Annotated in this window: 22 protein-coding genes and 1 pseudogene; 12 read left to right on the top strand and 11 right to left on the bottom strand. The window is 63.7% G+C overall.

The annotated features are described in order from the left end of the window. Positions 1–158: 158 nt before the first annotated feature. From IEX25_RS18690 to IEX25_RS18710, 5 genes are all read left to right on the top strand, one after another. On the top strand, positions 159–533 hold the full coding sequence (locus IEX25_RS18690) for a hypothetical protein (protein ID WP_188717166.1): 375 nt from the start codon (positions 159–161) through the stop codon (positions 531–533). 168 nt (positions 534–701) lie between these two features. Then, positions 702–1,469: a hypothetical protein gene (locus IEX25_RS18695; protein ID WP_229665459.1), complete on the top strand. Its 768-nt coding sequence runs from the start codon at positions 702–704 to the stop codon at positions 1,467–1,469. 104 nt (positions 1,470–1,573) lie between these two features. After that, entirely contained in the window at positions 1,574–1,975 is a 402-nt protein-coding gene (locus tag IEX25_RS18700; protein WP_188717170.1) for a hypothetical protein, read from the top strand. 138 nt (positions 1,976–2,113) lie between these two features. Further along, a complete protein-coding gene (locus tag IEX25_RS18705; RefSeq protein ID WP_188717171.1) occupies positions 2,114–2,359 on the top strand; it encodes a hypothetical protein in 246 nt (81 codons plus the stop codon). A 166-nt stretch (positions 2,360–2,525) separates the two neighbouring features. After that, positions 2,526–2,768 (top strand): hypothetical protein, encoded by a 243-nt coding sequence (locus IEX25_RS18710; RefSeq protein ID WP_188717173.1) that lies wholly within the window; start codon positions 2,526–2,528, stop codon positions 2,766–2,768. A gap of 40 nt (positions 2,769–2,808) precedes the next feature. Here IEX25_RS18710 and IEX25_RS18715 read toward each other — a convergent pair whose 3' ends face one another. From IEX25_RS18715 to IEX25_RS18725, 3 genes are all read right to left on the bottom strand, one after another. Then, positions 2,809–2,985, bottom strand: coding sequence for a hypothetical protein (locus tag IEX25_RS18715; protein WP_188717175.1), 177 nt, complete (start codon positions 2,983–2,985; stop codon positions 2,809–2,811). A 125-nt stretch (positions 2,986–3,110) separates the two neighbouring features. Continuing rightward, positions 3,111–3,986 (bottom strand): ribosome small subunit-dependent GTPase A, encoded by an 876-nt coding sequence (gene rsgA / locus IEX25_RS18720; protein WP_229665460.1) that lies wholly within the window; start codon positions 3,984–3,986, stop codon positions 3,111–3,113. Positions 3,987–4,297: 311 nt separating this feature from the next. Further along, the gene (locus IEX25_RS18725; protein WP_188717202.1) at positions 4,298–4,483 is read right to left on the bottom strand and encodes a hypothetical protein; all 186 of its coding nucleotides are present in this window, start codon (positions 4,481–4,483) and stop codon (positions 4,298–4,300) included. A 115-nt stretch (positions 4,484–4,598) separates the two neighbouring features. Between IEX25_RS18725 and IEX25_RS20400 the strand changes: the two are divergent. The 6 genes and pseudogenes from IEX25_RS20400 to IEX25_RS18760 all read left to right on the top strand — a co-directional run. Beyond that, positions 4,599–4,769 (top strand): annotated as a pseudogene (locus tag IEX25_RS20400) (fatty acid desaturase); the annotation flags it as partial. A gap of 101 nt (positions 4,770–4,870) precedes the next feature. Then, positions 4,871–7,180, top strand: a complete 2,310-nt coding sequence (locus IEX25_RS20205; RefSeq protein ID WP_229665462.1) for a PAS domain S-box protein — start codon at positions 4,871–4,873, stop codon at positions 7,178–7,180. Continuing rightward, positions 7,170–7,532, top strand: coding sequence for a response regulator (locus IEX25_RS18745; protein WP_188717178.1), 363 nt, complete (start codon positions 7,170–7,172; stop codon positions 7,530–7,532). The genes IEX25_RS20205 and IEX25_RS18745 overlap by 11 nt, the downstream gene beginning before the upstream one ends. A 514-nt stretch (positions 7,533–8,046) precedes the next feature. Then, positions 8,047–8,928 carry a recombinase family protein gene (locus IEX25_RS18750; RefSeq protein ID WP_188717180.1) on the top strand — a complete coding sequence of 294 codons (882 nt, stop codon included), beginning with the start codon at positions 8,047–8,049 and terminating at the stop codon, positions 8,926–8,928. 243 nt (positions 8,929–9,171) lie between these two features. Then, positions 9,172–9,381 (top strand): cold-shock protein, encoded by a 210-nt coding sequence (locus tag IEX25_RS18755; protein WP_188717200.1) that lies wholly within the window; start codon positions 9,172–9,174, stop codon positions 9,379–9,381. A 174-nt stretch (positions 9,382–9,555) separates the two neighbouring features. Further along, a complete protein-coding gene (locus IEX25_RS18760) occupies positions 9,556–9,957 on the top strand; it encodes a DUF6481 family protein (protein ID WP_103174885.1) in 402 nt (133 codons plus the stop codon). A 174-nt stretch (positions 9,958–10,131) separates the two neighbouring features. On the opposite strand, the gene IEX25_RS20210 is transcribed toward IEX25_RS18760, so the two are convergent. From IEX25_RS20210 to IEX25_RS18790, 6 genes are all read right to left on the bottom strand, one after another. Next, positions 10,132–10,464 carry a hypothetical protein gene (locus IEX25_RS20210; RefSeq protein WP_229665464.1) on the bottom strand — a complete coding sequence of 111 codons (333 nt, stop codon included), beginning with the start codon at positions 10,462–10,464 and terminating at the stop codon, positions 10,132–10,134. Positions 10,465–10,691: 227 nt separating this feature from the next. Then, positions 10,692–11,579 carry a DMT family transporter gene (locus tag IEX25_RS18770; RefSeq protein ID WP_188717182.1) on the bottom strand — a complete coding sequence of 296 codons (888 nt, stop codon included), beginning with the start codon at positions 11,577–11,579 and terminating at the stop codon, positions 10,692–10,694. Positions 11,580–11,796: 217 nt separating this feature from the next. Beyond that, the gene (locus tag IEX25_RS18775; protein ID WP_188717183.1) at positions 11,797–12,435 is read right to left on the bottom strand and encodes a LutC/YkgG family protein; all 639 of its coding nucleotides are present in this window, start codon (positions 12,433–12,435) and stop codon (positions 11,797–11,799) included. After that, on the bottom strand, positions 12,432–13,853 hold the full coding sequence (locus IEX25_RS18780) for a lactate utilization protein B (RefSeq protein ID WP_188717185.1): 1,422 nt from the start codon (positions 13,851–13,853) through the stop codon (positions 12,432–12,434). The genes IEX25_RS18775 and IEX25_RS18780 overlap by 4 nt, the downstream gene beginning before the upstream one ends. Positions 13,854–13,855: 2 nt before the next feature. Next, complete coding sequence (locus tag IEX25_RS18785; RefSeq protein ID WP_188717187.1) at positions 13,856–14,623, bottom strand: (Fe-S)-binding protein; 768 nt, start codon at positions 14,621–14,623, stop codon at positions 13,856–13,858. 6 nt (positions 14,624–14,629) lie between these two features. Continuing rightward, positions 14,630–16,399: an L-lactate permease gene (locus IEX25_RS18790; protein ID WP_188717189.1), complete on the bottom strand. Its 1,770-nt coding sequence runs from the start codon at positions 16,397–16,399 to the stop codon at positions 14,630–14,632. Between the two features lie 518 nt (positions 16,400–16,917). On the opposite strand from IEX25_RS18790, the gene IEX25_RS18795 reads away from it, so the two are divergent. Continuing rightward, positions 16,918–17,691, top strand: coding sequence for a FadR/GntR family transcriptional regulator (locus IEX25_RS18795; RefSeq protein ID WP_188717191.1), 774 nt, complete (start codon positions 16,918–16,920; stop codon positions 17,689–17,691). Positions 17,692–17,807: 116 nt separating this feature from the next. On the opposite strand, the gene IEX25_RS18800 is transcribed toward IEX25_RS18795, so the two are convergent. Both IEX25_RS18800 and IEX25_RS18805 read right to left on the bottom strand, forming a co-directional pair. Next, positions 17,808–18,428, bottom strand: a complete 621-nt coding sequence (locus IEX25_RS18800) for a hypothetical protein (RefSeq protein ID WP_188717193.1) — start codon at positions 18,426–18,428, stop codon at positions 17,808–17,810. Between the two features lie 221 nt (positions 18,429–18,649). Continuing rightward, on the bottom strand, positions 18,650–19,028 hold a 379-nt coding region (locus IEX25_RS18805), incomplete at its 5' end, for a 3-hydroxyacyl-CoA dehydrogenase family protein (protein WP_229665129.1).

A 19,028-nucleotide genomic window follows, 5' to 3' on the forward strand; every position in this document is an offset into this window, starting at 1 on the left:
CCGGATCACGAAGGCGCATCAGAGAAAAAGAGCCATTTGCCTGATTAGGGCAGCATCCAGTTACGAGCGTCAACGGTTCGGGCGGGGTCAAACTCCGCCCTTTTTCGGTGGCGGAGGATGGAAAACAGCGCTGACCCCTGCGCGGCTGGAAAGATGACGTGGCATTTCCCGAGAAAACCCACAGCGCTCTTAGCCAGGAAAATCACATGTTCACACGAACCAGCACCTCGGTTGTTGAATTCAAGCATGCTTTTGTCGTGCCCGGTTCCGACAAGGAGTTCCCGCCCGGTCGCTATGAGGTCTTGGTGGAGGAAGAGCTTCTCGAAGGTCTCAGTTTCGCCGCATACAGGGAAACAGGGGCCTATCTGCTGGTCTACGGGAAAGGACATAACTCCGGGCCGACGGAGATGAGACCGACTTCGTCGGCTTATCTCAGTCTGGCGTTGAAACGTGACGCCCTCCTGGATGCGCCGGTAGAACGTGCCGGCTCGGCCCCTCCGTCCGAAATGGCCGGTTCAAGCAATGAGGGCTGACCTATCCAGAACCTGCGGCATGGGCCCAGACAGTGACATCGCTGTCCCCGTGCCAGACGTCTTCCTCATTGCCGGGTGGAAGAACCGATCAGCGGGAAAGCTCTTGGCGAGAAAGGTACGCGTTTCATGATACCGACACCCAAACCCGAGCATAGGTCCCTGGCGCGGATGATTGTCGCGATTGCCCCGCTGGCAGGCGTTCTTGCGTTTCTCGCTTTTCCGGTGCTTGCGCAGAGCGATGCCGGTTCCCCCCCGGAAAACGCGTATGCCCGCAGCTATGGAGGAGGCTGGGATTGCGACCTTGGCTACCGGATGGAGGACGCAGAGTGTGTAAAGATCGAGGTCCCCGAAAACGCTTATGCCACCAAACGGTCCTACGGTGCGGGATGGACCTGCCTTCGGGGCTATAAGGAGGTCGATGGAGCGTTCTGCATTCCGATCCCGATGCCTGCGAACGCCTTCCTGAAGTCTTCCGGTTATGACTGGGAATGCCTGCGCGGATACCGACGAGAGCGGGACACTTGCGTCTCTGTTGTTCTGCCGGAGCACTCTTATCTGAGCGACAGCTCCTGGGGACCCGGATGGGCCTGCGACCGAGGCTTCACCGCCAGCGGAGACAGGTGCATCCCAATCGTGGTGCCGAAGAATGGTTACCTGACCAATGCTGACTACGGCGATGCCTGGGCGTGTGAACGGGGATTTGCTCAGGTTGGCGAACAGTGTGATCCCGTTGTTCCGCCACAGCATGCCTTTCACGATCCAACGGCCCATGGTCCAGGATGGCGGTGCGAACGCGGATACGAGCCGGACGAACAGAACAGCGCCTGCATTGCAATCGACCTGCCTGAAAACGCACATCTTGATGACTCCGGCAATCGCTGGCGGTGTAATCCGGGCTTCCAGCGTGGGGACGAGGCGTGCGTGCGCGAACAGTGATGCAGATAGTTCTCCGCCGTGGCCATCCGGCCTGCACAAGCGCAGGAACTGATAGCAGGTGCGCCAGAGCATCTGCCATCGCAGATCTTGAGGAGGAAGACGAATTGGCCGCATCGATCAAGACAACAGCCGTCTTTTTACGGCCCTTCGAACTTCCAAGCTTCAATGAGATACTTCCGGCCGGCGAATACGAGGTCGAAACCCTGATCCCGGGTCCGCAAGACGAGGCCCGAGACAAAACCTGGCGGCCTTCCGTTCTGGTGCATCTTCAGTCGCGTGCTTCCCATCCGGGTCTCAGCCGGACATTGACCGTCCCCCTTGCGGAACTCGAACGGGCAGTGGCAATGGACAAGCTGACCGGCAAGGCGCTGACCGATTTCTTTCTGGAAGAGATGCTTGCCGATCCGATGATCCGGCTCGTCATGAAGGCCGACGGCGTGGAGGAGGCCGAACTCCGAAGCCTCTATTCCGGTTCTTCAAAACCACCTGCCGATCCCGCGACGTGAGCAGTTCCAGTGGTGCTCTTGCTGGGTCGCTGGGTCCTTCCAACATCGGTCATGATAATCATGCGTGACGGGGTCGAACCAATTCTTTGACTGACAGTTTGTTATTGCCTCCTGAGAGGCCAATAACGGGAGAAGAGCATGAGCTACGGTTTTCTGAAACTTGAAGGCAGTCCGCCCCTCGCCGGCCCAGTCGAACACGTCGGAGATATGATCCTGCTTCGAACACGATCAGACATGACCAAAGCGGAGTTCGCGGAACTCCATGAGGGCCATCTGGAGACCAACGGCATGATCGAACGAATTGCGCTGGAAAGTTCCGAAATCTCCCAAGATGGAAGATACAGCACCGACTTGACGCTGCGCCGTCTTCCGCCCGAAGCCTAAAAGGAAAAGTGGCTTCGGGCCTATCTCGCCGAGACGCAGATGCTTTGGGGAGCCTGTGGAACTTTCCGAGCCACAAGTTACCGAACGCAGCAAGAGGCTCTTTCGGTAATCCTGTGGCACGAGCAAAAATCGACACGCGGCGACGGCGCAAGAAGAGAGAAAAAAAATGCCCGGACAAGAAAGGCCGCTCTATGCGAGCGAGAACGGCGACTGCTGGAGCTTGTGTCGTTACGAGGATAGCGGGCGGGTTGTTGTCCGGCATCGAGCCAACCTTCCGTCCGGCGGTTCCGTCAGTGATATCGGACTGGGTGAGTTTCTTGTGCAGGATGGCCTCGGGCCGGAAAAGCAGGAACTGCTGCGCCTGATCGATCGGGAGACAAACGACACTTCAAAGCTTGTGACGCTCTGAGCCCCGCCGACGCGTGCATTGAGCAGAGTTCTCAGCGGGATCAGACCGGCCTGTAAGGCTTTGCGAAGACCACAGGTGTGGGGATCGACCGCGCGTCGGCATGGTTATGAAATGTCATCAGTTCACAAAGTAGCCCGTCTTTGGCCGCCGCCTCAATCGCCGCATTCAGTTTAAAGACCGCAGTCTGAATGAGGTTAGCATGGTCTTCGTCTGTCAATGTCACCCCCTCACCATGAGATGAAAGCATAGCGCGACCCCACTTTGCCATCAACTTGGCGGAGGTCGCGCTCCGCTGCCTTTCTTTCTGGTGCTTTTGGCTTGCCAAAGGGTTTGGGTCCTGTCTCAGCGCCGCTTTCCTGGCATCCTGGCAGCCTTGTTCCCACGCGGTCCGACCTCCAATGGTGTATTGCTCCGGTTCTCTTCCACGAGCTTGCGCCAGCGATCCACTCGCGCCTGCTCGAGTGCTCCCGCAGCCACTGCGGTCAGAACCGCGCATCCTGGTTCATGGGAATGGGTGCAGTCACCGAAGCGACAAAAGGGAGCAAGCTCGGCGATCTCGGCAAACAGCACGTCCAGTCCCGCAGAAATGTCGCTGACATGAAGCGTTCGGATCCCGGGCGTGTCGATGGCCCAACCGCCCCCGGTCACGGCGTGAAGCGAGCGGGACGTGGTGGTGTGACGGCCCTTGGCGTCCGCCTCTCGGATGCTCCCTGTCAGCTGCGCCGCTTCCGGCGACTTTGCCGCAAGGGTGTTCAGCAGTGAGGACTTCCCCACGCCAGACGAGCCGACAAGGGCGATCGTCTGACCCGCGCCGCACCAGGGGGCGAGTGTCAGCGCCGCCTCTGGGGATCTGGCATTCAGCGTCACCACCTCAAGCCCGCGTTGCAGGCCTTCCACCTGGCTCTGGTAGGAGCCGGCATCCTTTACCTGGTCAGCCTTTGTCAGAACGATCACCGGCGTCGTGCCAGCCTCGTTTGCAAGCGCCAGGTAGCGCTCGAGACGCGCCACGTTCAGGTCATCGTTGCAGGAGGTCACGATGAAGAGCGTATCCACATTCGCTGCAATCAGCTGCAGGGTACGGCTCCCTTCGGTGCGCCGCTGCAGCAGGGACTTACGCTCCAGTCGGCGGATCAGCAGGTGGCTTTCCGGCTCCACCAGAACCCAGTCTCCGACCGCATGATCTGCAGTATTGGCATGGACGGGCAGCGTCAGCCGCATCGGCCCTGACAAGGACTCGGCAGTCAGCCGGGCCCGGTGAACAGTTGCGATGCGCATCCTTGCGAGTCCCGTTTCGGTCGGAGCCAACTGGTCGTCAAAGAACGCCGTCCAGCCAAGAGAGGCCAAGGATCGCGATGCCTGATCTGATGAATATGTCACGGCCACTTTCCTGACCCTAACACCCCCCCAGTGCAAGGCCGATGTAAGGGGGCAGAGCCGTTTATCAGAAGACGGGAGGAAGGCGGTGATTGGCAAAGCCGCGGCAGTAGCAGTCGCGCGGTCTGTCGCGTCTCGAGTGAGAGTGACCCGGCTCAGTCCAGCCCCGCACCGAATACTCCATTCCCATGTTCCAGACCTTGTTTGGCCCGAATACCGTCTTTAAGTGGTGCTGCAATTGTAACGCCGTGCGGGCCGATAGTCATACGTGGCTCAAGCTCGAAGGCGGTGATGATGATATCTTTCGACGACATGTCGGCTGCGCAGACGCGTTCGGCCAAGGCTTGGGTCCGGATCCTGGCAAGGTATCGTGAGCCTTCGACCACCCGGAGTATCCTTGAGCTTCTTGTCACGCTGGTGCCGTTCACGTTGCTTTGGGTGCTGGCCTAGGCCGCGATGTCGATCAGTTCCTGGCTGGCGGTCGGGATCGCGATCCTGAACGGCTTTGTCCTGGTGCGGTTGTTCTGTATCCAGCATGACTGCGGCCATGCCTCGTTCTTTCACAGCCGCAGGGTTCAGGATTGGGTGGGCCGCTGCCTGGGGGTGCTGACCCTGACGCCGTATGACGTCTGGCGCCAGAACCTTTGTCACATTCTAGCAAGAAACCCGATGCCGGATGCACCCGTTCTATTCCTGGTCCGTCAGGACCGAAGGAAGCGAGGTTTGCCATGCCCGACCGCGACAAGATCGAGGTGCTGCTTAGGCAGCGCAAGGTGCTGGCCGATTTCGGCGACGTGGCCCTCCAGTCCGAGGATATGGACGCGGTGCTGCATGAGGCCTGCCGCCTGGTGGGCGAGGCGCTCGGCACCGGGCGGGCCAAGGTGCTGGAAATCGAGAAGGGCGGCGAGAGCCTCTTGGTGCGCGCGGGCGTAGGCTGGGCCCCCGAAGTGGTGGGTCACGTGCGCCTGCCCATGGACGAGCATTCCTCGGAAACCTATGCCATCCGGCGGGGCAAACCCGTCATCAGCCAGGATATTACCCGCGAGGACCGCTTCGAGGTTCCCGCCTTCATGAAGGAGGCTGGCGTGGTGTCCCTTGTCAACGTGCCTGTCTTCCGGCCCGGCAGGCAGGCTTACGGCCTTCTTCAGGTCGATGACACGCAGCCGCGAGACTTCGACCAGGACCACATCGAGTTTCTGCGGACCTATGCAACCATTCTGGGTCCGGTGATCGACCGCCTGCTCAAGCTTGAGGAGTTGCGCGCCTCCGAAGAGCGCTTCAGAGCTTTCGTGACGGCAAGCAACGACGTGGTCTACCGCATCAGCCCGGACTGGCGCGAGATGCGCGATCTCCGCGGACGCGGGTTCCTTGCCGACCTGTCCCATGCCGGCCGGGACTGGCAAGAGCATTTCGTCCATTCCGAGGACCGGGAGATGGTGCAGGCAGCCATCAAGGATATGACCGGAAACGAGGACCTCGTGGAACTCGAGCACCGGGTCAGGCATCCCGGCGGGATTGCGTGGGTGCTGTCGCGGGCGGCGGCGATCAGGGATGCGGAAGGCCAGATCATCGAGTGGCTGGGTGCGGCCCGGGACGTGACGGACCGGCGCGCGGCCGAGGCGGCCCTGCGCGAGAGCGAGGAGCGCTTTCGCACCATTGTCGAGACCGCAACCGATTATGCCATCTTCACCACCGATCCCGACGGCCGGATCCAGCTCTGGCCGCCGGGGGCGCAGCGGATTTTCGGCTGGACCGCCGAGGAGGCGGTGGGTCAGGCCATGGAGATGACCTACACGCCCGAGGACCGCGCAGCCGGCGTGCCCGAGAACGAGCGGCGGGAAGCGCGGGAAAAGGGCCATGCGCCAAACGTCCGCTTTCACATGCGCAAGGACGGCTCGCGGGTGTTCATCGAAGGTGTTGCGCGTCCTCTCACCGCGCGCGACGGCACGGTGACCGGCTTCGTCAAGGTGGGACAGGACGTGACCGAGCGGCGGGCCACCGAGGAAGCCCTGCGCGAAAGCGAGGCGCGCTTCCGTCAGTTCGGCGAGGCCTCTTCGGATGTGCTGTGGATCCGCGAATGCGAGAGCCTGGCCTATGAATACCTGAGCCCGGCATTTGAAACGCTCTACGGTCTTTCCCGCGAGGAGGCGCTGCGCGGCAATCACGTCCTGCGCTGGATGGAGTTGATCCATCCGGATGACCGGGACCGGGTGCTCGACCTTCTGCGGCGCGTCCGCAAGGGCGAGAACGCGACCGAGACCTATCGGATCATTCGGCCCATCGACGGCCAGACCCGCTGGGTCCGCAATACCGATTTTCCGCTTTGGGGCAAGGACGGACACGTGCAGCGTATCGGTGGTCTTTCCCATGACGCGACCGGAGAGGTCGAGAGCCGGGAACGCCTTGAGCTTCTTGTCACCGAGCTTCAGCACCGCACCAGAAACCTGATCGGGGTTGTGAACTCGATCGCCAACCAGACCATGGCGCACACGGGTCCGACCGAAGCCTTCCGCGAGGAGTTCGGCCACAGGCTGGCGGCGCTTTCGCGCGTTCAGGGGCTTCTGTCCCGCGCCCAGCAGGAACCGATCACCCTGCGCGCGCTGCTCACGCTCGAACTCCAGGCGCTCGGGGCCAAGGAAGGCGAGCGCGTCCGGATCGACGGGCCTTGGGTCCGGATCCGACCCACCAATGTGCAGACCCTTGCCCTTGTCGTCCACGAGCTTGCGACCAACGCGCGCAAGTATGGGGCACTATCCGAGGGTGGTGGTCGGCTCAGCGTGACCTGGTATCTGCGCAGTGGGGATGAGGGCCAACGGGTCTTCATCGACTGGCGCGAGGACGACCTTTCCCCGACCGATGAAGGCCCCTCGGCGGCCGAGCGAGGCGGCGGCTACGGGCGGCTGCTCATCGAGCGCGCGCTGCCCTATTCGCTCGGCGCGACCACCACATATGAATTGGGCCGCACGGAACTGCGCTGCACCATTGACCTGCCGCTCGCCCGCGGATCCAGAAAGCCAGGAACGAGCCATGACCAGTAACCCGACCCTTGCCGGGCGCAGGATCCTCATCGTCGAGGACGATTTCGTCATCGCCCATGACTTCGCGACCATGATCGGACAAGCGGGAGCCACGGTGATTGGACCGGTCGGCACCCTCCTGGAGGCCATGAAGCTGATCGAGCGGACAGGGCACCTCGATGGCGCCATCCTCGACATCAACCTGGGCGGCGAGATGGTCTATGATCTGGTCGATGCGCTGCAGGCGCAGGGCGTGCCCGTAGTGTTCGCGACCGGCTATGACCCGGCGGCCATCCCCGCGCGCTACGCAAGCGTGCCACTTTGCCAGAAGCCTATCGATCCTGAGCAGATCGCCAGAGCCATTTTCGGGTGATCGCCATTGGACTTGGGGAGGGTCTCTGCTACCCCGCTGATCCTTGGCACCAACAGCGCCATCATCACGCGACACGTTCATGCCTGGGACTGTGCAGGCACATGGCTTGACGTCTTGCGACAGTGGCGCGGTTGAACTGGCTGCTCTTGCAGGCGAACGCAATCAGGAACTCAGGAAACCATCGCCGATTACGGTGCGGCCCTGGAATACGTGATCAATCCGAGGAAAACGAAACCGACGTTTAGCACACCGCTTTTCTCCGTTTAAGGCGCACAATCTTATAGTTGTGCGGATTACCTTCGTACACTTGAGAGCCCTGCTTAGGCCCTCCGTTTTTCCCCTCCCCTGCCCTTTCTCATATGCCTCTCGCCGCCGATTTTGCTGCACCTAAAGCTTGTGCCTTGAGCAACGCAGCAGACGACCAACGAGTATAAATCATAGTCAAACGACCGTTTTCCTGCGCATCTTGATTGTGTATGCAGGACCTACAAACAGCCCCACCTTGGAGCCAACCATGCCTCTCATCGGCTATGCCCGCGTCTCGACCGGCGAACAGACGCTTGATCCGCAGCGGATGGAGCTGCGTGCGGCCGGCTGTGCCGTGATCCACGAGGAGCACGCCTCGGGCGCCGACCGCACCCGCCCTGCCCTCGCGCGGCTTCTGGCGACGATCCGGCCCGGAGAGACGCTGGTGGTGGTCCGCCTTGACCGGCTGGCGCGTTCGCTGAGCCATCTGTTGCAGGTGATCGAGACGCTGGAGGCCAAGGGCGCGCATTTCCGGTCGCTGGGCGATCCGATCGACACCACCACGGCGCAGGGCAAGTTCAGCCTGCAGGTGATGGGGGCGGTTGCGGAGCTGGAACGCGCGCTGATCAGGGAACGCACCAAGGCCGGGCTGCGCGCCGCGCGTGCGCAGGGACGGGTCGGGGGCAATCCGGCGCTGAAGGCCGGCGACCGAGAGGCGATCCGCAAGCTGCGCGTGGCCCGGGACGAGACCTACTTCCAGAAGCTCGAAGCCACGGCCGACACCTGGCTGCCCTTGGTGCGCCGCCACCGGCCCGGGATGGCCTGGGACGACCTGACCCGGCTTCTGGGCACGCGCACGGGCCAGCCCTGGACGGTCGAGCGGCTGAAGCGCGCCGCGCGCCGCTATGTCCGCGACGGGCTTTTGCCTGCGACGGTGCTGGACCGCGCCCCGCGCCGCACGGCGGATGACCGGCTGCTGGCCATCATCGCCGGGATGCGCCATGCCGATCCCGACCTGACGCTGGCCGGCATTGCCAAGCGGCTGGAGGACATGCGCGAACGCACCCCACGCGGCAGTTCGAAGTGGTATCCGTCGTCCGTGCGGTCGCTGCTGTTGCGGGCCGAGAAGATGGGGCTGATCACGGCCTAGCCTCTGCCGGGTCAGGCCGACCGATACGGGGCGGCAGGCCCCGGCCCATCGTGGCGCCGTTCCTCGCGGCCTTGACAAGGGGACCGGCCGCTCCTATCTGCTGCCTACCGATATTTGTCTGCCGAGCTATGATTGTTGCGCGTTTGGCACCGCGTTCTGAACTGATCTCCCTTTGAAATTCGCCATGCCTTGCCGCTGCGCCCGGGCGCCGCGGCCAACTCACTTGCCTTGAAAGGGTTCATCATGGCCACCGGCATCGTCAAATGGTTCAATTCCACCAAAGGCTTCGGCTTCATTCAGCCTGACAACGGCGGCCCGGACGCATTCGTCCACATTTCGGCTGTCGAACGCTCGGGCCTGGGCGAACTCGTCGAGGGCCAGACGCTGTCCTATGACCTGGAGCGCGACCGCAAGTCGGGCAAGATGTCGGCCAGCAACCTGCAAGCCGCATAAGCACGTGACTTGCCCTTGTCATCTGCGCAACAGCCTTCTTCTGACAGGGCATCCCGGAATCCGGGCCAGGCAGCTTGCCTGGCCTTTTCCTGGCAAGACAGCGTGAAGTCGCACGGCAAGACGCCATGACCTCGCTGCCCTGCCGGGAAGGGCAAAGCCCGGACAAGCATCACCATGTCAAACACCTGGAGCAGAGATTTGAGAGCCATCAAGAAAACCGAACTCGCTGAACGCCGCGGCACCGCCACGGAAGCAAAAGCCGCCCTTCTTCAAGCCTATCGGGCGGCTCAGAAAGCCTCGCCCGAACGCGAAGCCCGGCAACAGGAACGCATCCGGATTGCCGAAGCGCGGGAAGCCCGCCAAACGGCACGCGAACAGGCCAAGCTTGAGGAGCAGGCTCGTCTGGAAGCGGAGACTCGCGAACGTGAAGCCGCCCTGGCCAAGGCAGCCACGGCAGAGGCCGACGCCCGCGAGCGCGCCGAGAACCAGCGGATCACCCGCGTCCTTGACGATGAAGCCATGCGCAAGGCCATGCGCGACCAGCGTTACGCGGCCCGCAAGGCACGCCGAGGCTGACAGGCTAGCCGCGCCGACCGGGATGTGCGGTCAACCTGGGCGATCCTTCCTGCCCGAAGTGGAGTGAGGAAGCCCATGCCACATTCGTGGCGGGGCCTCTTGCCTGTCCGGGCACAGTCTTGCGGGTCATGATCCGGCCCCGGCACCCTCATGCCCGTTCGCGGCAATCGGACCTCAGCCCGCTTTCTTGCGTGGCTTCGCAGCGGGCTTTGCTTTCGACACCTGGCGCGCGGCGGCTTCGCTTTGAAGACGAAGCGATCTGAGCCGGGCAATCCGCTGGTTGCGGGCAGCAGCTTCGGCATCGATGATCTCACGAGCCGCGCGATCGGTGACATCCGCGCGGGTTTCCGAGCGCGTGGCCCGGAAAAGAGTCTTTGATGCAGTCATGAAGGAAACTCCTCTCTTGCAAGGGTCATCTGCCACGGTCCCGTCAAAGGCGACCCGGCAAAAAGACCCGGCAGAAATCGCACGCAGCTGTGCAGGGATTTGCAAGCGGCCGATGGACATCATTGCAGCTTGGTCAATCCCCTACATGGGTATTCCGAACAGGATCATCAAGACCCTCTTTCAAGAAGAGAAGGAAAATCAGAAGATTGGCTGGCGTCCTCTCGATCAGGCCAAGGCTGAAGGACAGGTCTGGCGTGGATTCGGAGGCAGGTGCGTCATGCCCTTGAGGTCAACCTTGGCGGCAAACCGGATCAGGCGCGTCCCGATGCCCGTGGTGGTCGCCCGATCTACGTGGCAGGTCCGGCAGAACCCGCCGGCGTCTTGAGCCGAGGTGCCAGCACCAATCCCCCAAGGCCCGAAGCGAAGATGACAGCAAGGCCCAGCAGCGCCACGGGGTCGGGCCAATCGCCGAAGACAAGAAATCCGATCACGGTGGCCGCGATCAGCTGGAAATAGATCAAGGGCGCCGACACCGTTGCAGGCGTCGTCCGGTTGACCACGACCAGCAGATAGTTGCCAAAGGCCGAGGCCAGCGAACTGACGATCACCAGGGTCCAGACCTGCCAGTCACCGGCGGATGGAATGGCCGAAAGGCCCGCAGGAAGCAGAAGCACAGCCCCGATGACCAGTTGCGAGGCCAGCAGGAAAGGCGAGGGATGAAACGGTGCCAGCCAACGCGTTGCCGTCAGATAGGCGCCATAGAACAGCCCGGCCATGAGCGCGAAGACCATGCCCCTTCCCATGTCAGCGCCGGGCTGGACCACCATCAGCACGCCCGCAAAGCCCAGAACAAGCATCGCCGTCCGAAGCCATGACACGCGCTCGCCCAGCAACAGGGCCGACAGCGCATAGGCCACCATCGGCCCGATGAAGAAGACGCCGAACACGTTCGCGATGGGCTCGGTCTGCAGCGCGCTGAGGATCGAGGCGATGCTGGCCACGATCAGCACCGCCCGCAGGATCAGCCGCCAGTCCAGCAGGCTGCGCAGGTTGGCCCGCCGCAGGCCCAGCGGCCAGGCAAGAACCGCCGCGGCAAGCGCAAAGCGCGACCAGGCCACGAACAGCGGCTGCACGCCCGCCTGCGTCAACAGCTTGCCTGCCGTGTCGCCGCAGACGATTGCCGTGGTGGCGACGGCGACAAGGGCAAAGACGGTCAGGGGCGCGGGGGATTGCATCGGCAAGGTCCTTCAATCTGCACGGGGTGCCTGCCGCCGTGCCATTCACGGGTCCCGACGCCCGGGCCATGCTGTTGTTACAGGCCAGCCAGGTGGGGGGGCGTTCTGCGGGACCACAATTTGTCAGGCAAGGTCGAAATGCCAGTGGGCCGATTAGCCCAAAGAGGCCGGATTGGAAAGCCTCTGCCCACTGACAGGCCGGGCTGCCGGGGTGGCATCAAGGACCGACCAGAAGGACATGCAGGAAGCCGGGACCGTGGGCGCCCCGGACATAGCTGCCCTCGATATCGGTCGTGCCGCTGGGGCCGGTGATCAGGATGGCGTTGCGGGGCTGCGCCCTCCCCTGCATCGCGGCGGCATAGTCCTCCAGATGAGGCAACAGGTCGTTCCGGCGCAGGACAAGAATGTGATGCAGCGGCAGAAAGGACAGAAGGATCGGGTTGTCGGATCCCGAATGGATCACCAGCGATCCGCTTTCGGCGATGCCCCATCGGGCCAGGCCCAGGCCTGCGGCCTCGTCCGCGGCGATGTCCGTGTGGATGGCGGTCCCGTCCCAGTCAAGCGCCGCCAGTTCCGCCGCCGGCTGAAGCGCGACACCGGGCAGGCCATGGTCCGCAAGATAGCGGCGCAGGGCGGCAGGGACGGCGGCCATGTCGGGGACGTGGTCAATGGTGGTGCCCAAGGCCATGGCCTTCAGGGCGAAGGCCTCGGCCAGGTCCGGTGCCGCAAGCGGGGGCCGGGTTACCTGCGGGTCCGCCAGCAGGGCTGCGGCTTCCGCGGCGATGGCGTCAGGATCCGGCCGCCGGGGACCCAGGCTGTTTCGGATGGCGGACAGGATGCGGTCGCGTGCGGTCATCTGCCACCCTCTCGCCTGGCCTGTTCGGCGCGATACTGTTCCATGAAGGTCCGGCCCGACGGGCGCGGCATGTCGCGATAGGCGGTCCACCCCCCCGCCAGCGGCAGCCTGCTGATCCAGCCCCGCCGCCCCAGCAGCCGCAGGGCACGCACGCCGATCCGGCTGGCCAGGCGGTAAAGGGCAGGCCGCCGCGCAAGCATGGCCCAAAGACCGATGCCTGCGCGGACGCTGCCGGGTTCCAGCCGTTCGCGCCAGCTTCGGCGGCGCCAGGCGCGCAGAAGGGTGGGCAGCGGAATGCCCACGGGGCAGACCTCGGCGCAGCGGCCGTTCATGGTGCAGGCCTGCGCCAGGTCGCGCGACGGCGCCAACCCATCCAGCACCGGCGTCAGCACAGCGCCCATCGGACCGGGATAGGTGCCGCCATAGGCATGCCCGCCGATCTGGCGATAAACGACGCAATGGTTCATGCAGGCGCCGCAGCGGATGCAGCGCAGCATCTCGCGGAACTCGTCGGCCAGCATCCGCGTGCGGCCGTTGTCCACCAGGACGATGTGCATTTCCTCGGGACCGTCGGCGTCGCCGGGACGCCTGGGTCCGTGATGGAAGGTCGTGTATTGCGTCATCTCGCCGCCGGTGGCGGACCGCACCAGCAGCCGCAGCAGCGCAAAGGCGTGCGCGGTCGAGGGCACCAGCTTCTCGATCCCCGCCGTCACGATATGGATGCGCGGCGGCGTGGTGGTCAGCTCGGCATTGCCTTCGTTGGTGACGGTGCAGGTGGCGCCCGTGTCCGCGACCAGGAAGTTCGCGCCCGAGATGCCGATGTCGGCGGCCAGGAACTTGGCGCGCAATTCGCGCCGGGCGCTTTGCACCATGGTCCCCGGATCCTCGGCGGCGGGGGGCGGGTTGTGGCCCGTCCTGAACAGATTGGCCACCTGTTCGCGCGTGCGGTGCATGGCGGGCCAGACGATATGCGACGGCCGTTCGCCCGCAAGCTGGATGATGTGTTCGGCCAGGTCCGTCTCGACCCGTTCGATCCCGGCATCGGCCAGGGCATGAGGCAGGCCGATCTCCTCGCCCAGCATGGATTTCGACCGGGTGACCAGCTTGGCATTTGCGTCCAGGCAGATGCGGGTGACGATGGCCCGCGCCTCGGCGTCGTCCGTGGCCCAATGGACCTGCGCTCCGGCGGCGGTGGCGTTTCGCTCGAACATCTCGAGGTAATGGTCAAGATGGGCAATGACGTGGTTCTTGATCGCCTTGCCCTTGGCGCGCGCGGCGTCGAATTCGGGGAATGTCGCCAAGGCGGCTGCGCGCTTGCGTTCGGCGGTGCCGGTGGTGCGGTCGATGGCGATCTTCAGCGCGCCGTCCGACAGCGCGGCGGCAGCGCGTTCCTTGAAGCTTGGCTGCGGCACGGTCATGGTCACCCTTCTTCGCCGATGGCGGGGCCGTCCGCATGGCCTGCCAGAACCTCGATGGTGTGGAAGCAGCGCGTCCTGGCGCCGCGCCGGTGCAGCTTGCCCGCCATGTTCATCAGGCAGCCCAGGTCGCCCGCCAGCAGGATATCGGCCCCGCTGCGTTCGATGGCCTCGGCCTTCTCGGTGGTGATGGCCTCGGAAATCTGCGGGTATTTCACGCAGAAGGTGCCGCCGAAGCCGCAACACACATCGTTGCCTTCAAGCGGCCGCATCTGAAGCCCCTCGACTTCGGCAAGAAGCGCGCGGGGCTGTGCGGCGATGCGCAGTTCGCGCAACCCCGCGCAACTGTCGTGATAGGTCGCCGAGGCATCCAGCCGGCGGCCTTGCGGCCGATAGCCCATGACATCCACCAGAAAGCTGGTGATCTCGTGGGTCTTGGCGGCAAAGGCGGTGGCGCGGGCGGCCCATTGGGGGTCGCCCGCCAGCAGTTCGGGATAGGCATGGACCATCGTTCCCGCGCAGGACCCCGAGGGGAGGACGACATGGTCGCACCCTTCGAAGGCGGCGATGGTCTGGCGGGCCAGATGGGCCGCGTCGGTGTCATCGCCGCTGTTCAGCGCCGGCTGGCCGCAGCAGGTCTGGCCCTGCGGCACCTCGACCCGGCATCCTGCTTCCTCCAGCAGCTGGATGGCCGCAAAGCCGATCCCCGGCCGGATCGCATCGACAAGGCAGGTCACGAACAGACCGACGCGGGGATTGGGCTTTGCGACCATTGTTCTTCAGGTCCTCGACAGCGCGGGAAGGCGGCTGCGGTTCTGCGACATCAGGAACAGCACCGCTGCCGCCCAGATCACCGCCGCGATCCACCACATGTTGAACCCGCCAGCCAGCAGCGCAAAGCCGATCAGCCCGCCCTGGATGATGTAATAGGTCATCGGAATCAGGGTCATGCGGATGATCGCGCCCTCGCGGTTGACCAGGCCCACCGTTGCGGATGCGGCCACCACGTTATGCACGCAGATCATGTTGCCGGCCGCCCCGCCGATGGCTTGCAGCGCCACGACGGTGCCCGCGCCCGCCGCGCCCAGACCGATCTGTTCGGCGGTCGAGAACTGGAACAGCGAGAACATCATGTTGCTGACGGTGTTCGATCCGGCGACAAAGGCGCCCATCGACCCGATCAGCGGCGCAAACATCGGCCATGCCTCTCCCACGACGGACGACACGCCTTCGGCCAGGACGATCGGCATGCTTTGCAGCGTATCCGATGCCGAATTGATGAACACCTGCACCATCGGCACCGCCAGAAGCAGCGCAGGCGCAGCGGCGATCATGGTCGAGGCCGAGGATTTCAGCGCCTGGAGATAGTCGCGCCCCTTCATGCCATGCAGGAAGAACGTGATGAGCGAGACGAGGATCAGCACCGTCCCGGGCAGATACAGCACCTGCACCCGCGCGTTGATGCCCGAACTGAACAGGTTGTCCAGCGCAATGGTGACCTCGGGCGAGTTCAGCCAGGCCTTCACCGGCCCGACGGCGCGGGTGATGATCAGCAGGGCCACGACCAGGACATAGGGCGCCCAGGCCTTCATCAGGGGCATGACCGGGCGGGTCGCGTGATGATCCTCAAGATCGTCCAGCTTGCCGACCCAAGCCTCGTCCCACTGGTTGCGGGGCGGAAAGTCGAAGGTCTCCCTCGGGATGAATAGGCCGCGCTGTGCGGCGGGAACGACGATCAGCAGGCCGATGATGCCGCCCAGCAGCGACGGGAACTCCGGCCCCAGCAGATTGGCAATGATCCAGTAGGGGACGGTAAAGGCAAAGCCCGCAAACAGCGCGAATTTCCAGATGCGGAAACCTTCGATGAAGGACCGGTTGGCGCCAAAGAAACGCGTCAGCATCCCCACCAGGATCAGCGGGATCAGGAAGCCGACAAGACCGTGGATGGTGGCGACCTTCACGGCGATCTCCAGCAGATAGTCGGTATAGGCCATGGGCGCGATGGTCGTCTCGACGATCTCCTGGCCGCCCAGGCCGGTGTTCACGCCGACCAGGATCGGGGTGCCGACGGCGCCGAAGGATACCGGCGTGCTCTGGATGATCAGCGTCACAAGGACCGCGGCCATGGCGGGAAAGCCGATGGCGACCAGCAGCGGGGCGGCGATGGCCGCAGGCGTGCCGAAGCCCGAGGCGCCCTCGATCAGAGAGCCGAACATCCAGGCGATGATGATGGCCTGAACGCGCCGGTCGGGCGAGATGCTGGTGAAGCCGCTTCGGATCGACCGGATGCCGCCGCTTTCCTCAAGCGTGAACAACAGCAGGATCGCGCCAAAGATGATGTACAGCAGGCTGATCGCGGTGATGGCCCCGTTTGCGGTGGCGCCAAGAACCATGTTCAGGTCGGTGCCCCAGACCAGCAGGGCCGTGGCCGCCGTGACCAGATAGGCCACGAGCATGGAAAAGCTAGCCGACCGCGCCATGACGACCAGCAGCACGAAAACCGTGGCGATCGGCAGCAGGGCCAGAATGAATATGATGATGTCAGGCATCGTTCCTCCTCGGATGACGGGCAAGCCCGCCGTTTTGTTGTGCCGCCCCGGCTTTTCCTCCGTGCCGGGTTTTTCAGACTGCGGTCCTTGCGGCTTTCATGCGGCAGGCAGGGGTCGGTTCGGCCCTGCTTGTCATGTCGTGAATGTCGAAAGGGAAGTTTCCCGCCGGTCGGGTGCTGGATTGCAGCACGGCCCCGCCACGGGGACCATACCTTTCAGCCGTTGTCAGATCGGCTCCTCCACTCTTTTGACCCGCTCCACCCCGGGGCGACAGGATAAATATCGCAAGAGGTAAATAATATGATCCTCTGGCATGAATCAATGAACTTTCGGACCTTCGCGCTTGGCGTCCTGTCCCGCCTGCCGAACGGAAGGTTCGGCAGCTGTGCAGACCGGAATGAATAAATACATCCGCTGCAAAGGGTTGATCCCGCCTACAATTGCTTGAATTGCGGCTTGCCCAAGGTAAATTATGTTGGACACAGGCTGCGCGTTGCAGCCCAGGAGGGTTGCGCCCCATGATCGCGGCAAAGGTTTTCGAACCTGTGGAACACGAATCAGTCGTCCAGGCGGTCGTGGACAGGATCGAGACGATGATCGTCGATGGCATCCTGAAGGGGGGGGCGCGTCTTCCTTCGGAACGCGAGATGTCGGATGCCTTCCAGGTCTCGCGGCCCAAGTTGCGCGAGGCGCTGCAAGTCCTTGAAAGCCGCAATCTCGTGACCATCCGCCATGGGGATGGCACCTATATCGCCGAACTGACCGGACGCGCCATGTCGCCCGCGATGTTGGCGCTTTATGCGCGCCACGGCGAGGCATTCCACGATTATCTGGAATACCGGCGCGAGCAGGAGGCGTTTTCTGCCCGCCTTGCTGCCCAGCGGGCCACCCCCGCCGACAAGGAACGGCTTGCGGCCATTCGCGACGATCTCCAGATCGCCTGGAAAGCCGATGACCGCGAGGGCGAGCGAGAGGCCGATGCGCGGCTGCACAGCGCCGTCGTGGACGCCAGCCACAACACCACCCTGATCCATATGATGGCCTCGGTCTTCGACCTGACGCGTCGCGGCATCTTCTACAATCGCGACCTGCTGCGCAGCATCGACGGCACCGGCCGCAAGCTTCTGGACCAGCATCTCGAGATCATCGACGCGATCCAGGCAGGCGATCCGCAACGCAGCGAAAAGGCTGCACGCGACCACCTGGATTTCGTGGAACAATCCATCCACCTGGGCCGGGAACAGCAGCGCCGCGAACAGCGCGCCCGGATGCGGCTGAATTCGGAAGGGTGATCGGGCAAGCCTGACCCGGCCAGACCTTTCCGCTTTGGAAGCCCGGTTGCCAGGTCGTCACGACAGACCGCAAACCGCTATCCGCCTGCCTCTCTGCCCCGGTGAAGGGGTTGGCCCTAGTCGGCAGCGAAACAATAGAACAGGCCGTCGCCTCCCGTGCCCTGCAGCGCAGGGATGTCGCAGCCGCGCGAGGGATGGGAAGAATTCCACGACTTTGCCGCCGTGGAATCATCCAGCCCCATCCGGTCATGGTGGCCTACCATGGCCGAACCTTCGGTTCCGCTTGTCCAGTCGGAACAGGTCTGCTCGGCCGCGGTGCCGTCAGGCATTGATCCGGTCAGAATATCGTGGCGGTTGGGATCGTCACCCCGCCCGTTGACAGGCTTCCCGGATTCATCAAGGGCAGTTTCCTTCGAGATGTGGTTCCCATCGCCGTGAAGGGCCTCGACATTCTCGGCAATCAGGGTGCCGGCCGCGTTGTGCCAGGGTCCCTCTCCGATCCTGTCGCGCGCATCGACCGTGCTGCTCGAGAGATAGGCGCGCCATGTCTTGCCCGTGGCTCCGGCCGCCTCGGCCAGTGCCGTGCAATGCGCGTCGGCGCCTTCCAGTCCGCCCAGGTTGCCCCCGCCCCCCGGGTTCTGGCTGGTCACGAAAAAGCTCATCGACCTGTCCTGTGCCACGGCCATGACGGTCGTACAGGCCAGCGCCAAGAGCGAAAGACCCAATGAGGACTTCATGCTTTCGGCTCCATATGTGCGATGTGGTCGCTTTATCTTCGCATCTCTCAGGCTCATCCTGTGCAACAATCGCGGCACTTCACGAAAACGTGGGTTCGCTGGGCTGGCGATCGGGCAGGAACCTTGCCACGCGGCTTGCTTCGTGCCTGGCGCGTGATGACCCACAGCCCACCCCGATGCCCTCCAGACCTGCGATCACCAGTTCCGTCCCCGCCTCCCCCTCACCGTGTCGGAACCGGCGTTTCTCCGCGATAGTCGTAGAAGCCCCGGCCGGTCTTGCGGCCCAGCCATCCGGCCTCGACGTATTTGGTCAAGAGCGGGCAGGGGCGGTACTTGGTGTCGGCCAGGCCGTCGTGCAGCACGTTCATGATCGCCAGGCAGGTGTCCAGCCCGATGAAGTCGGCCAGTTCCAGCGGACCCATCGGATGGTTGGTGCCAAGCTTCATCGCGCTGTCGATGGACTTCACGTTGCCCACGCCTTCGTAAAGCGTATAGACCGCCTCGTTGATCATCGGCATCAGGATGCGGTTGACGATAAAGGCCGGGAAGTCCTCGGCACTGGCCGCCGTCTTGCCCAGCCTTTCCACCACCTCGTGGAGC

The organism is Paracoccus acridae (assembly GCF_014642735.1).
GTDB lineage: Bacteria > Pseudomonadota > Alphaproteobacteria > Rhodobacterales > Rhodobacteraceae > Paracoccus > Paracoccus acridae.